Here is a 14,149-nt window from a genome sequence, read left to right on the forward strand (position 1 = left end):
TTCTCCTTTTATGAGTATTCAAATTTTATTTATCCCCTAAATAGGTAAAAGCTTTAATAATTTGTTTTTGTGCAAATAGGAATGCAATTAAAATCGGTATAACCAGCATGACATTACCTGCCATTAAAATATGATAGTTTACACCACTTTCAATCTGTCTTAAGGAAGCAATTCCTACTGGTAATGTTCTAACACTATCGTTTGTAGTTAACGTTAAAGGCCAGAAATAATCATTCCATGTACTAATAAAGGTTAATAAAGCTAACGTTGTAAGAGTCGGTCTAGCAAGAGGTAGCATAATTTTAGTAATGATTTTAAACTCCCCTGCCTTATCTAGTTTAGCTGCTTCAATCAGCTCTTTTGGAACTTGTTTAAAAGTTTGCCTTAACATAAAGATGCCAAAGGCACTAGAAGCAAACGGTAAAATAAGACTTGGCAATTTATTAATAAGTCCCATATTAGAAAACATAACGAATAAAGGTAGGAAAACAAGCTGTCCTGGAATCATCATAGTAATCATAATAATCCCAAAGATAAGTTTATCCCCTTTAAACTCATACCTAGCAAAGGCATAAGCTGCTGGAACAATGGTAAGCATTTGTAAAACAAGTACACTTATTGTAATGATGATACTGTTCTTAAGATAATGCATAAAAGGTATAGAATTAAAAGCTTGCTGGAAGTTTTGCCACTGAAAAACTTCTGGCCACATACTCGGTGGGAAAATAACAGTCTCCCCTAAAGTTTTGACAGATGTGATAAACATCCAATAAAACGGAAAGAAAAATATGAGAAATAAAATCACTGTCACCATAAATCTTGGAAGTTGTTTAATCCTTTTCATACTGCCTCCTATTGGTAATGAACTTTCTTAGAAAGTAACTTAAAGTAAATGATTGTAAAAATGGAGATAATTACAAGGAGTACCACACCAATGGTTGATGCATACCCAATCTTATAGAACTGGAATCCATATTCATAAATGGAATACACAAGAGTATTGGTACTATTTTGAGGCCCTCCATTTGTAATGATTTGAATAGTCTCAAAAACTTTAAATGAGGCAATAATACTTACAATGGTTAAGAAAAAGAGTGTAGGCGAAATCATAGGCAAGGTAATTTTAAAGAAGGTTTGCCTTTTAGTTGCTTTATCCAAAGATGCCGCTTCATACAAATGCTTTGGTATACTTTGAAGGGCTGATAAAATAATAAGCGTATTGTACCCTAGCGTCTTCCATACAGAAATAATTACAAGTGAGATTAAGGCCACTTTAGGATTACCTAGCCAATCTATAGGTCCTACCCCCACTAGGGATAAAAGATAGTTAAGTAGTCCAAAGTCATTATTCATAAGCCACATCCATAAGAATGAAATAGAGGCAAGGGATACAATATAAGGTGTAAAAATGAGATTTTGCATAAATTTATTAATGCGTGTATCCTTCCTTAAAAATAAAGCTAAGGCTATAGCTAAAATCACACCTAATCCAACCGTTAATAGCATATACACAAAGGTATTGGATAGGGTTTGATAAAACTTTACATCTCTAAATAAAGTTTGATAGTTTTTAATACCTACAAATTCTTTAGTAGGTGAAATCATATCCCATTCATAAAAACTAAGGAAAATAGTATTTAAAATAGGATAAATAGAAAACACAATAAAAACGATAAGTGCCGGTGCCACAAATAAATAAGGCTTCAGAGTCTTAATAGCTTTTTTCATAATATACTCCCCTGAATTCTATCTTTATTGTAGTCAAATCCATACATATGTTTATAAGCAAGAGAAAGCTTTACTTCATCTTCTATTTCAAGTTCTACATCATTAAATACCTTAATGGCTATAACACCCATCTTAGTTTGGATACGGTAAATAACTTCTGAACCAAGCATCTCTCTTGTTAAAACAGAACCCTTAAATACGAACTTTTCTTTTGTCTCATCGCCTTCTTCATAGATTTTCACTTTAGAAGGCCTAAAACCTATATAGCCTACTTCTGGTTGTAGCTCTAGACATTTGTTAACCTTGTCTCTTGTTAAGATATTCATCTCCGGTGTCCCAATAAATTGTGCTGTAAAAATATTTTGAGGAGATGCATAGATTTCATGAGGTGTACTGTGCTGTCTAATCACACCTTTTTCCATGAGTACAATATCTGTTGCCATAGATAAGGCTTCTACTTGGTCATGCGTTACATATACAAAAGTCACTCCTAATTTATGATGAAGCTCAATAAGCTCTGATCGCATTTGATTACGTAATTTAGCATCTAAATTACTTAAAGGTTCATCCATTAAGAATACTTTTGGCTTCTTCACCATGGCTCTTGCCAAGGCTACACGTTGTCTTTGCCCACCAGATAGTTGGGAAGGTTTTTTATGAAGATGTTCTGTTAAATCCACAATGCCTGCGATTTCTTCAATAAGACGTTCTCTCTCTGCCTTAGGTACTTTGGCATTAATAAGACCAAACTCAATATTGCCTTTCACCGTCATAGTCGGATATAAAGCATAGTTTTGAAATACCATAGCAATATCCCTATCTCCTGGCTCTACATGATTCATCAGTTTGCCATCAATATAAATTTCTCCATCTGTTGTATCTTCTAAGCCCGCGATCATCCTTAATGTAGTTGATTTGCCACACCCAGAAGGCCCTACTAATACTGTAAAGCTACCTGACTCAATTTTTAAATTTAGATTTTCAATAACGGTTGTTCCGTTCTCATAAGTCTTTCTTATATTCTTTAAACAAATCTCTGACATAAGTCCTCCCTTATTGGTCTAACTTTATTCTCTTCTGCTGTTACAAGGCCTATTTTAAAGAGGTTTTATTAAACTCTGAGGAACTTTAGGTTAAATAATTGTTTTTTTATATTAAATTTATGATAAATAGAGTTTTGACTCATAAATCAAAACGAGGACTATCTCTTTGTAAATAGTCCTCATCAAAACTTTCTCTCTTCCTTTTATATCTCATGAACTTGACATCATGCCATTATCATTAAGCACTTTCTCTCTTCTTGCAGTAGACTAAAACTTCTTCTAACTGCTCTCTTAATTGTTCTAATGTATGAACACGTACTGACCAATCTACATGATCATGAATATCATAAGGGGAAGTTAAAATGGTATGACCTCCAATAGCTTTAACAGGATAAAGGTCATTATAGCCATGGTCCCCAATAGCTAATATTTCTGAACCCTCTATATGATGATTTTTAAGGATGCCTGGTAAGTGCTCCATAAGACCAAAAGGCTTATCTGCCCCATAGTGAATGATGTTAAATTTATCCTCTAAGTTAATATACTTGGTAAAATCGATTGCTTCTGGCCTAGCTGTATTCGTCATCATATACATCCCCTCTGTGTACTTAGCAAGTTCACCTAGAACCTGCACAAGTTGCTCATTGACCTCTATAGCATACTCAGGCATAAGCATTTCTTCTCTTACCTTAGCAAAGGCTCTATCTACTACTTCTTTTGCTATGCCTAATTGGCTAGCAAGCATAAAGACTATACTCCATCCATCCCCTATGAATCCATACTTTCTATCTAAATAGTTTTCAAAATGTCCATCTATATTTACAATAGGTTCAATATCTAATCTCTCTTCTAATGTTTTACCTGTTAAGTCCATTGTCCTATCATAAAGATGCCCTAATAAAAACTTATCCTTACCTTCTATGATAGCATCAGCTTTTGCTTGAATAAGCGCTTCAAACTCTTCAAATACACTTTCTTTCAAAAGATGAGAAATAAATCGTTTATAATATTGCCTGTCTTGATATAAGGTTCCATCTAAATCACATATAATCACTTTAATATTGTCCATCTTTTTTATACCTCTTCTTTAATCTAATCTTTTTATATTTCTATTTAAACTTTTATATCTAATACGTTATAATATTCTTTTAAGTATGACAATATATTTAAACTCGATTTAACTTTGTAAGTTGTTTTTTAACAAATAGTCTTATAAACTTAACAATTTCTATTTTAGAAAAGAAATCCCACTGGTTATGCAAATACTAACTTCTCAAAATGTAGTTAGCTCTTACACTCTAGAGCATTTTTATAAGCCTGAGGTCTATGAAAAGCACAACTATGAACATGTCTATGCCATAACCATTATGTTTAGCGAAAAATCTCTAGTGGAACTTGATAGGCCGCAATAGAATCTGCTATAGTATTTTCATATTAACTTACAAAGGAGGGGCCTATGTCAGAATCACTTATTACCAAAAAAGCTATTGCTACAGCACTTAAAAGCCTCATTCTCGAGAAACCTTTTGATAAAATTTCAATAGCAGACCTTACAAAAGCCTGTGGGCTTAACAGGCAAACTTTTTATTATCACTTTCAAGATAAATATGAGCTCCTTACTTGGATTTACTATACAGAAGGCTTTGCTTTTGTAGTAGAAGATATTACTTTTGAAAATTGGGATCAAAAAATCCTTCTTCTATTAAATATTATGAAGAAGGATCAGACGTTTTATTGTCATACCATCAAGCATGACAGCCGCTATTTTATGGACTATCTTTTAGAAATTACTGCCACCCTCTTTACAGAAGCTATTAATGCTTTAGATACCCAGCATAAAGTACAGGCACAGCAAAAGCAGTTTTTCTCAGAATTCTATGCTTATGGCATTTGTGGTGTTATTCTTTCTTGGGTTCAGTCCAATATGAAACAGCCACCCGAAGAGGTTGCTAAGAACTTTAAAAAACTTGCACGCCACAGTGAACAGCTTGGCTATAATTTCTATATTAAAGAACACGAAAGGCTTCTATAGCTTAAAAACACCTATCATCCATTTTTTAAGCTCATCTTCATCTTTTTCATCTATCATTTTTAAAAGCTCTTGATAGAGTCTACTTAGCTCACCTTCTGAAGGTGTAACTTTACTTAATCCTTTCCCTAACTCAATCATATTACGGCAGGTACGCTCTTTAGATTTCGCCTTATTTCTCAATAAATGGCGAAGAGACACACTAAGCGTAACCTGCTTTAATTTTGTCTCCAAACTCATCTTATAATCCCCTTTCTTTCATTTAAACTTAGTTTAGGCCTATATAGCTTGAAGATATATATACACATTTTCACTTTTGTCTAGTTCTTATACAAATTCTCCTTTTTGTCTAATTACAACTTTCTTAACCTTCTATATACTAGGCCTATAAACAGCTTAACAACTTAAAGAATCGGGGGTATTTCATATGAAAAAAAATCATTTAGGCGCTCTTTTAACTGTAGGTGCTATTACAGGTGCTGCGGCTTTTGCCATGCATCATACTAATAAGAAAAAAAACACACATAAAATGACACCTCTTCTTAGCAACTATCCTGACCATAGTGACAGACAAGTGTACTTTGTAGGTGGTGGTCTTGCTTCTTTAGCAGGTGCTGCTTATCTTATTCGCGACTGTAAATTCCCAGGAAGTAACATTCACATCTTTGAAGGTATGAATATACTTGGCGGCAGCAACGATGGGGCTGGTAATGTAACAAACGGCTTTGTATGCCGTGGTGGTCGTATGCTTAACGAAGAGACTTACGAAAACTTCTGGGAGCTTTTCTCTTCTATTCCTTCTCTTGATATGCCAGGCATGAGTGTTACAGAAGAAATTCTAAACTTTGACCACTTACATCCAACTCATGCACAGGCACGTCTTATTGATAAAGAAGGTGTAATTCAAGATGTAACAAGTATGGGCTTTGATACACAAGACCGTCTTCTTCTTGGTAAACTTATGATTACGCCAGAAGAAACTCTTGATGATATGACCATTGAAGAATGGTTTGCAGAAAGTCCTCATTTCTTTACAACCAACTTCTGGTATATGTGGCAAACTACTTTTGCCTTCCAAAAATGGTCTAGTCTCTTTGAATTCAAACGCTATATGGAACGTATGATTTTTGAATTCTCACGTATTGAAACACTTGAAGGGGTTACACGTACACCTTATAACCAATATGACTCTGTCATTTTACCACTACGCACTTACTTAGAAGGCTATGGTGTGAACTTCCATACTAATGCTACGGTAACAGACCTTGATTTTAAAGAAGGCCGCTCTATTACTGTAACTGCTATTCACCTTGAGACAAGTGAAGGCGAAGAAATTATTACGTTACAAGACCAAGACCTTTGCATTATGACTAACGGCTGTATGACAGATAGTGCAACCCTTGGCGATATGTATACACCAGCCCCTTATAACCCAACAAACCCTATCTCTGGTGACCTTTGGGCCAAAGTGGCTGCTAAGAGAGAAGGGCTTGGCAATCCTGAACCTTTCTTTGGGCATCCAGATGAAACCAACTGGGAAAGCTTTACTGTAACTTGCAAAGGTAATAAACTTCTTAAAATGATTGAACAATTCTCAGGCAATATTCCTGGAAGTGGTGCCCTTATGACCTTCAAGGATTCTAACTGGCTTATGAGTATTGTCGTTGCAGCACAGCCACACTTTAAAAATCAACCAGCTGATACAACTATCTTCTGGGGCTATGGCCTATATACAGATAAAACAGGCAACTATGTAAAAAAAGCTATGCGTGATTGTACAGGTGAAGAAATCCTTACAGAGCTTATTCATCACTTCCACTGGGAAGATCATTTAGATGAGATTATGGCAGATGTCGTGAATGTTGTTCCTTGTATGATGCCTTATATTGACGCTCAATTCCAACCTCGTAAAATGACAGACCGCCCACAAGTCATTCCACAAGGTTCAACCAACTTTGCTATGATTAGCCAATTCGTTGAAATTCCTGAAGATATGGTCTTTACTGAAGAGTATTCTGTCCGTGCAGCACGTATGGCTATTTATAAATTAATGGGTGTTACAGATAAAACCATTTGCCCTGTTACCCCTTATAAAAAGGATAAAAAAGTCCTCCTTAAAGCATTAAAAAAATCTTATAGTTAAGCTATGACTAGCTAAAAAAGAGTGTTCACTTTTGCTAAGTGAACACTCTTTTTACATACTTGGTGATGCAGACCATACCTGCTCTCCATTAATAAAGATTTTGTCTATCTTCTCTATGTCTAAGAACACCCTATCATGTTTATCATCTAAAACTACACAGGTAGCTTTAAACTTATCTTTACTACTAGTCGTATCACTATTTATAAATGGAATGATACTACCATCTTGCATATGCATCTCTACTTTTATCTGTTCATAGATTGAATCCTTCTTAGGATCTTTTGGCCTTCCTGTTTTTGTTCCTGTTAAGGTAATCCCCATTACGGATATATTCATCTGCTGAATCTGAATCGATTCTCCATTTGCAGCAAAACCTAAATTAAGCTGAATAGGCTCTATGGTCGTTGTATCTTGCACATCAAATTCCACTTTCCAGTCTTGTTTTGTAAGGACTTCCTGCACCTCATAAGTTACTTTTGTAGCTTTTAGATAAGGTATATCAGCTGGGTCCATGATCTCACTAAACTGACTTGTCCCTAGGCTTCCTCTCCATAAAGTTGCCATATCATAATTTATACTTCTTTGATGTGCCGTATAGACCTTACCTGTTCGTATATCTGTTATTTCTGAAATAGTTCCTATGACATAATCATGACTTGTCCCTGTCCAATATTTATCACTTGCATTTCTTGTATAAAGGGTTAAACCTCCATCTGGATTCATAGGATTTTCAAGCCTTGAGTCTTGAATTAACCCTACATACTCAAAAGTCACAAGTGGCTCTTCTCTTAATACAATTCTTTGAGAATCACCTATTTCTCTGTGTAATAACCTATCTAATTTCATATAAAGATATTTACTATGGGGTGGATAATCATAATCTATTGTATCGAGTACCGTGTTATGTGCCTGAAATAAATCACCTAACGGTATATCAATTTCTTCTTCCACTTCTACTGATTGAATGATATTACTTGCTTTTAGTATAAACTTTTTACCTTCTAGTATATCTTCATTTCCACTACTTTCCACATAATAAGTCAGTTTCCTGCCATCCTCCGAAAGAATAGGCGGTCCATATTTGCCTGATTGTGACCATGAATCATCCCACTCTCCTACTTTAACCCCCTCTGTCCAGGGTTTTTCACCTTCATTAATAAAACTAAAAACAAGAAGAGAATTGTAATGATCTGCTATAGCTGCTTCTACAACCATTTTAACTTCTTTTTGATGATCCTCTTTATTAATAGTCTGTACATGAGGAGCTATATTTTTGAGTACCTTCTCTCCTATAAACATACTAAAGCCTTCTACATGGTTTATGGCATAGGCAGTTCCTGAAAAGACAAATAGGATACCTATTATCCATAGTGCCACATGTGCTAAAGCTTTAGGTACGCTATATATTTTCTTTCTTGCCTGCGTACTCCTATCTAGACACTTGGCTTTTATAGACTCTTCAAGCTGTGCGTTAAGATGCACTTCTTTGAGTTGCTTATCTATAACCTTTTTTAGATTATAAGCTTCTTTCATAACTTCTCACCCTCCTCTAATTGTACACTTAACTTTTGCCTTGCCCTCTGTAGCCTCACTCTTACTGTGCCTTCTTTAATATGTAAAATGCTTGCAATCTCTTTTGTAGACATTTCTTGATAATAGTAAAGGAGAATGACTTCTTTATATTTACGTTCTAATTCGGCAATCTCACTTAAAATTTGTTTTTGCCTCTCTCTTTCAATAAAATTCTGGTCTATACGCTCTTTAGAAATCGTTTCTAAATCTAAACCAGTCTTAACTCTTTTAAACCAACTTGTACGCATATAATTTTTACAAACATTAATAGCAATACGCATAATCCATGTCTTTTCCTCTGATATTTGATTAAAAGTATAATATTTCTGATAGACTTTAATAAAGGTTTCTTGTACTGCATCTTCTGCTAATGCTCTATCTTTCAAGTAAATGATACACATTCGTAAAAGTGAATCACCATACTCTCTCATCATTCTCTCAATTTCTACGATTTCTTGTTGTTCAATCTCTATAATACTTTCCATCTCCTATCCCCCTTTCTCCCCTTAGACACAATCAATTTTAAAATTGTAACACATTTTAAATATTTTTATCCATCACTACTCATATTGGTTACATTTATTAAATTTATTTTAAAAAGAACCTACTTCATCATCTCTCAGATTAAGTAGGTTCTTTTCTTTCTATTCTAAGCTTTAATCGATCAAATACGCTTCTCCAAATATGGCTAAAGTTAATCTTGCTGGTTCTTCATTTTCTGGTGGATTCCCATCTTCAAAGAAGCAATAATAAGTCTTGCCATCTGGTGAAGTCGCAATATCTGCGTATCCCCCAACTTCTGCAATTTGTTTCGCATATTGCCAAGTCTTTGCATCATCATAGCTCATTTTTACAGTGAGATGAATACGTTTAGGCCAGCCATTTCCTCTCATCTCTTCATTATTAGCGCAGTTTACAAATAAAATTTTACCATCCTTATCTCTTACAATACTTCCAAAGCAAATAGCATCCGGAAGTTGTTTATCTGGAACTGGTGTGCTAAAGTGGTCCTTACCATTTGGTGAGATGGCTATATAACGGTAACGATTAATACCGTTATGCCTCATATTGATTAAGACACTCCCATCTGAAAGTTCTACAACTTGTGACTCATTCACCCAGAAGAAATCATCTCCCCAGTTTTCACTACTGTAAATGATTTCACCACGCTCCCAAGTTGTGCCTCCATCATCACTGATAAGGGTACTTACCTGTGTTGGATAGTGATTATTTCCTTCTCCACGAGCTAGCCATATAGGTACAACTAATCTGCCATTTCTCATTTCAATGCCATGTCCTGGACCTATCGCAAAGAGTGACCAGCAGTACTCTTCTTTAAAGGCTGTTACAGCATTTAAAATACTTACTGGATCTGAGAAAGTAAGTCCATCATCCGTGCTCACTTGGTAAAAAAGCTGTCTATAATCTTTTTGCCAAAGAAAATGTATGCGTCCATCCTGAGAGGCAATCATAACGGGATTATTCACTGCAAGGTCTTCAGAAATCGCAATCATTTGCCTTTTTGAAAAAGTTTTACCTTGATCCGTGCTACGTTTCATTCCTATACCCATTGCACTCCAATCATCATAAGCCGAAAGTCTGGTTTCATAGTACACAATAATCGTACCTTTACTTGATATCACAATACCTGGTATTCTATAACTTTTAAATCCGCCTTCATTATAGTTTTCAATATTGACTGACACGAGCTTACTCATTTTATTCCCCTAGCTCCTTTTCTTTATCACTTGTGAATATTTAACTATTTCATGCATTCTATACCTTCTGCTTTATTATTAGCTTAAAGCTTCTTGAAGTGCTTCTTGATTAAGATGAAGGAGCTCATCCAAAACAAATTCTCCATCTTTTCTAATAAGTACATCATCAAACCAAATCTCTCCACCGCCACATTCTGGCTTATGAGATTGAATAAGATCCCAGTGAATAGAAGAGTTGCATCCTGGTGTAAAGTGGAAGCTTCCTATCATCTTTTCATCAAAAAGGGTATTATAAATAGGGTGTGTCATAAATGGGTTTGTCCCAATAGAAAATTCTCCAATATAACGTGCACCTTCATCTGTATCTAAAATGGCATTAAGTTTTTCTGTATCATTAGCTGTTGCTTCTACAATCTTGCCATTCTTAAAGGTAAATTTAATATCTGTAAACACTGTGCCTTGGTAATGAGATGGTACGTTATAAGCAATTGTTCCATTAACTGAGTCTTTTACAATTTCCCCTAGTCCTACTTCTCCATCTGGAATGTTAAAGCGTCCACCGCAAATGCCTGCCCAGCAGCCTTTAATAGAGAACGTTAAATCTGTACCTGGTGCTTTAATATGTACTTTATCTGTTTTAGCCATAAGTGATCTTAAAGGTTCCATAAGCTCAGTGAATTTAGCATAATCTAATGTACATACATCAAAGTAGTAGTCTTCAAAAGCTGCTGTACTCATATGCGCCATTTGAGCAAAGCTATTGGTTGGGTACCCTAAAATACACCACTTTGTATTTTTACATCTTTCTCCTAAGTGAAGTGGTCCACTATATTCTGTATAGATTTTCATCTTATCTGCTGGTACATCACTCATTTGATAAAGGTTATCTACTCTTCTTACAGCAATATAAGCATCCATATCTTTCATACGCTCTAAGTCGTACTTTAACTGATACTCATACTGCTCTTTTGTAGCCCCCATAAGAAGGGCCTTGCGAATCACTTCAGATTCTAGATTTACAAATGGGATACCGCCCGCACGGTATGCTTCTTCTACAAGTGCTGATGCAATCTCCTCTCCTCCATTTGGAAGGTCAATTAAAAGCTTTTCTCCTGGTTGTAATTGCACAGAATACTGAATTAAGTTTTGTGCAAGTTTTGTTATTCTTTGGTCTCTCATATTTCCTCCTAAATCTATCACTTCCTGCTATTGTCATGATATTTAATAGCAGACTGTAACTTATTTTAATACTTAAATCTCACTTATATAGACTTATAAATTTTGATTTCTAGCCCATCTATAAGGGTTTCTAAACTACATCCTTCTTCCATATCTATTACTAATTTTACTTTATAGCTTCCTTCTTGCATTTCAAAGGCAGCTTTTTCATGTGCGCTTACATGCTTACTCTCATATACTTTTTCATACTGTGTGCCATTAAAAGCGTAAAGCACATAAGCTTTCATTCCTTGACCATTCATCTCTAATGTATTAAATGGGTAAATACCTCCAAATTCAATTTCTAATTCATTATCTTTAACACTTTGACGCGTAGTAGGTTGCGCTATAAGGTCAACAACTTCATCTATTGTCTTCGTTACAGACGCTACCTCTGGTTTATAATAAACACCAAAGCTACGTAATACAGGTGCTACCACCGCATCTGTAATCACAATTCTAACTTCCTGTGTTGTAATCGTATCAAAGTACTCTGCCCATCTAAATCCAATGCACTGATTGTCTACTAATACTTTCCACTCATCTTTTACTTTTGCCTCTATCCTATAGCCTCTTACGCGGTGTCCTAACTCAATCACTTCTGAGAGTACAAAACAGTTAAAGGTAATAGGCTCTTGGGCCATAAAAGTAATAGTTGGTGTAAGATCCTTTTCATCTGCTGCATAGAATAAATTTTCATCTTTTAAAAGCATCTTATCAGCTGAACAAATTGGCCTCATTTCACTTGTCGCACTAACTTCTGCTCCTTGTAATAAATTTACTGCAAAAGTCTTTTGAAGTATAGTAGCGGCATTAAGAACATTCTTAGTATCAATCTCATGGATTAAGCCTCTGCGATCAGGTGGGAAATTTAATAAGATACCTGCATTTCTACCACTTGATTCAAACCAATATTTTACTAAGTTTTCAGCTGAGCGTACTGCCCCATCTTGATTTTCATGATAAAACCAACCTAGTCTAATGGATACATCTACCTCTGCTGGAATAAAGCGATTACCACCAGCTTTCCCGCTATTAAGTTCTACTGTATTTTCTATTTCTAATGAACTCTGGTCAATGGTTGCCCAACAAGGATTACCTGCATAACCACTCTCATTTCCTACCCATCTTGCTTCTACATATTCTGTAGCACCTAATGATCCAAAAATAATACAATCTGGTTGATGAGTTCTAACTGTATATGCCCATCTTCCCCAATCGTACTGAGCTTCTGTACTGCCCGCACCATCCCACCAACATTCATAAATCCTGCCATACTGTGTCATAAGTTCTGTTAATTGATTGTTATAATATGTATTGTATGCATCTGTTCCCCAATATTTTGAATGTCTATCCCAAGGTGAAAGATAAAGACCCGGTTTAATACCATATTCATGGCAAGCCTCAACAAACTCTCTTACCACATCCCCTTTTCCCTCTTTATAAGGACTTTTTGCTATAGTGTGCTCAGAGTACTCACTTGGCCATAGACAAAATCCATCATGATGTTTAGCTGTTAAGATAGCTGTTGTAAATCCAGCCTGCTTAATAACACGCATCCATTGTCTACAGTCTAATTCTGTAGGATTAAACATTTTTTCTGCCTCTGTTCCATCTCCCCACTCTAAATCAGTAAATGTATTTACACCAAAATGAAAAAATGCTGTTGCTTCTCTACGATACCAATCCATTTGTCTTCTAGAAGGTACCGCTCCATATGGCTTTAATCCTAATGCTTCAAACTGATTATGTAACATCTTATTACTCCTATCATTTTAGTTTGTAGTTTAAAATTTCATTAATATTATAATAGAATTCAATTATTATAAATAGTGTTTTTGTTAAATAATTATATTAATTTTATTTAATCTTTTATAAATATATACTAAAATCATAACACAAAACAATGTCAAATCATTAAAAGCACTTCAACCTCATTGTAGTTTTGGTGTAAACATCACCATTAGAGAATATAATACTTACTATTTGAAGCTACTATTTGCATTCTTAATATGACTTATTGGTTCTGGGGGCCAGCTTATCCCAAAACGCAAACTCTTACACCTGCTTTTATTGCAGAAAAATATCATCATTTAACCAAACAAGGTAATCTACTTATTGTCAATAGTGGCCCAACTCCAGATGGTGTATTAGAAGAACATGATCCCCAAAATTTATTTGAAGCTGCTAGAATGCTTAATATTGCTAAGGGTGATGCCTTACTTTCTTCTAATGCTAAAAAGAACTAACTGCCTAGGCAGTTAGTTCTTTTTAGCATTCATTATTCTTTTTCATTTTCCTATTACTTATAGTATCCATGCTCACACAGTACTTCATAACAGCTATTTACTTCATCATCTGTAAAGAGGTCACCATACTTACTATCACATACTACTGCTTCCATAGTAAGCTCTATACGCCCTGCTTCTTGTAATTTATCAAATCCATCCGAAAGTCTACCTTTTCTCAGAATTTCTTTTGCTGTTTTAACTCCACCAAACTTCTCTACTGTCTGTAAGAAGCGTGTTAATTTACAACCACATTCTTTCTCTGCTATTTGGCAGTTTTTAATTAGTTCTTCTTCAAATTGCTTCTCTAATGCTGTCATTTTACACCTCACTGTTTTAAATTTTATATGCCATTATACTATAGTATTTGTATAACTTCTCAATTTACTCTCACTTAAAGTACTTCCGCA

14 protein-coding genes are annotated in these 14,149 nt (G+C 35.0%); 3 read left to right on the plus strand and 11 right to left on the minus strand.

Annotated elements, in window-relative coordinates; translation table 11 throughout:
- Positions 1–25 precede the first annotated feature (25 nt).
- The 4 genes from H8718_RS13285 to H8718_RS13300 form a co-directional block, all read right to left on the minus strand.
- Positions 26–844, minus strand: coding sequence for a carbohydrate ABC transporter permease (locus H8718_RS13285; protein WP_177671651.1), 819 nt, complete (start codon positions 842–844; stop codon positions 26–28).
- 8 nt (positions 845–852) lie between these two features.
- Positions 853–1,728 (minus strand): carbohydrate ABC transporter permease, encoded by an 876-nt coding sequence (locus H8718_RS13290; protein ID WP_249333273.1) that lies wholly within the window; start codon positions 1,726–1,728, stop codon positions 853–855.
- Positions 1,725–2,771: an ABC transporter ATP-binding protein gene (locus H8718_RS13295; protein WP_177671652.1), complete on the minus strand. Its 1,047-nt coding sequence runs from the start codon at positions 2,769–2,771 to the stop codon at positions 1,725–1,727. Before H8718_RS13295 ends, H8718_RS13290 begins: the two co-directional genes overlap by 4 nt.
- 238 nt (positions 2,772–3,009) lie before the next feature.
- Positions 3,010–3,840 carry an HAD family hydrolase gene (locus H8718_RS13300; protein WP_249333274.1) on the minus strand — a complete coding sequence of 277 codons (831 nt, stop codon included), beginning with the start codon at positions 3,838–3,840 and terminating at the stop codon, positions 3,010–3,012.
- Between the two features lie 387 nt (positions 3,841–4,227).
- Between H8718_RS13300 and dhaS the strand changes: the two genes are divergently transcribed.
- Positions 4,228–4,803: a dihydroxyacetone kinase transcriptional activator DhaS gene (gene dhaS, locus H8718_RS13305; RefSeq protein ID WP_249333275.1), complete on the plus strand. Its 576-nt coding sequence runs from the start codon at positions 4,228–4,230 to the stop codon at positions 4,801–4,803.
- On the opposite strand, the gene H8718_RS13310 is transcribed toward dhaS, so the two are convergent.
- Positions 4,798–5,040, minus strand: a complete 243-nt coding sequence (locus tag H8718_RS13310) for a hypothetical protein (protein ID WP_249333276.1) — start codon at positions 5,038–5,040, stop codon at positions 4,798–4,800. The genes dhaS and H8718_RS13310 overlap by 6 nt on opposite strands.
- A gap of 187 nt (positions 5,041–5,227) precedes the next feature.
- Between H8718_RS13310 and H8718_RS13315 the strand changes: the two genes are divergently transcribed.
- On the plus strand, positions 5,228–6,943 hold the full coding sequence (locus H8718_RS13315) for an oleate hydratase (RefSeq protein WP_249333277.1): 1,716 nt from the start codon (positions 5,228–5,230) through the stop codon (positions 6,941–6,943).
- Positions 6,944–6,994: 51 nt separating this feature from the next.
- Here the strand turns inward: H8718_RS13315 and H8718_RS13320 are convergent, their stop codons facing one another.
- The 5 genes from H8718_RS13320 to H8718_RS13340 form a co-directional block, all read right to left on the minus strand.
- The gene (locus H8718_RS13320) at positions 6,995–8,476 is read right to left on the minus strand and encodes a hypothetical protein (protein WP_249333278.1); all 1,482 of its coding nucleotides are present in this window, start codon (positions 8,474–8,476) and stop codon (positions 6,995–6,997) included.
- Positions 8,473–9,000 carry a sigma-70 family RNA polymerase sigma factor gene (locus tag H8718_RS13325; protein ID WP_177671658.1) on the minus strand — a complete coding sequence of 176 codons (528 nt, stop codon included), beginning with the start codon at positions 8,998–9,000 and terminating at the stop codon, positions 8,473–8,475. The genes H8718_RS13320 and H8718_RS13325 overlap by 4 nt, the downstream gene beginning before the upstream one ends.
- Before the next feature lie 171 nt (positions 9,001–9,171).
- Positions 9,172–10,233 carry a sialidase family protein gene (locus H8718_RS13330; RefSeq protein ID WP_249333279.1) on the minus strand — a complete coding sequence of 354 codons (1,062 nt, stop codon included), beginning with the start codon at positions 10,231–10,233 and terminating at the stop codon, positions 9,172–9,174.
- A gap of 78 nt (positions 10,234–10,311) precedes the next feature.
- Entirely contained in the window at positions 10,312–11,412 is a 1,101-nt protein-coding gene (locus H8718_RS13335; RefSeq protein WP_177671660.1) for an aminopeptidase, read from the minus strand.
- 83 nt (positions 11,413–11,495) lie between these two features.
- Entirely contained in the window at positions 11,496–13,208 is a 1,713-nt protein-coding gene (locus tag H8718_RS13340) for an alpha-L-fucosidase (protein ID WP_249333280.1), read from the minus strand.
- A gap of 255 nt (positions 13,209–13,463) precedes the next feature.
- Here H8718_RS13340 and H8718_RS13345 point away from each other — a divergent pair, with 255 nt between their 5' ends.
- Positions 13,464–13,700, plus strand: a complete 237-nt coding sequence (locus H8718_RS13345; protein ID WP_249333281.1) for a hypothetical protein — start codon at positions 13,464–13,466, stop codon at positions 13,698–13,700.
- A gap of 53 nt (positions 13,701–13,753) precedes the next feature.
- Here H8718_RS13345 and H8718_RS13350 read toward each other — a convergent pair whose 3' ends face one another.
- A complete protein-coding gene (locus tag H8718_RS13350) occupies positions 13,754–14,059 on the minus strand; it encodes a hypothetical protein (protein ID WP_249333282.1) in 306 nt (101 codons plus the stop codon).
- Positions 14,060–14,149: the final 90 nt, after the last annotated feature.

Source organism: Zhenhengia yiwuensis (assembly GCF_014384995.1).
GTDB classification, from domain to species: Bacteria; Bacillota; Clostridia; order Lachnospirales; family Cellulosilyticaceae; genus Zhenhengia; species Zhenhengia yiwuensis.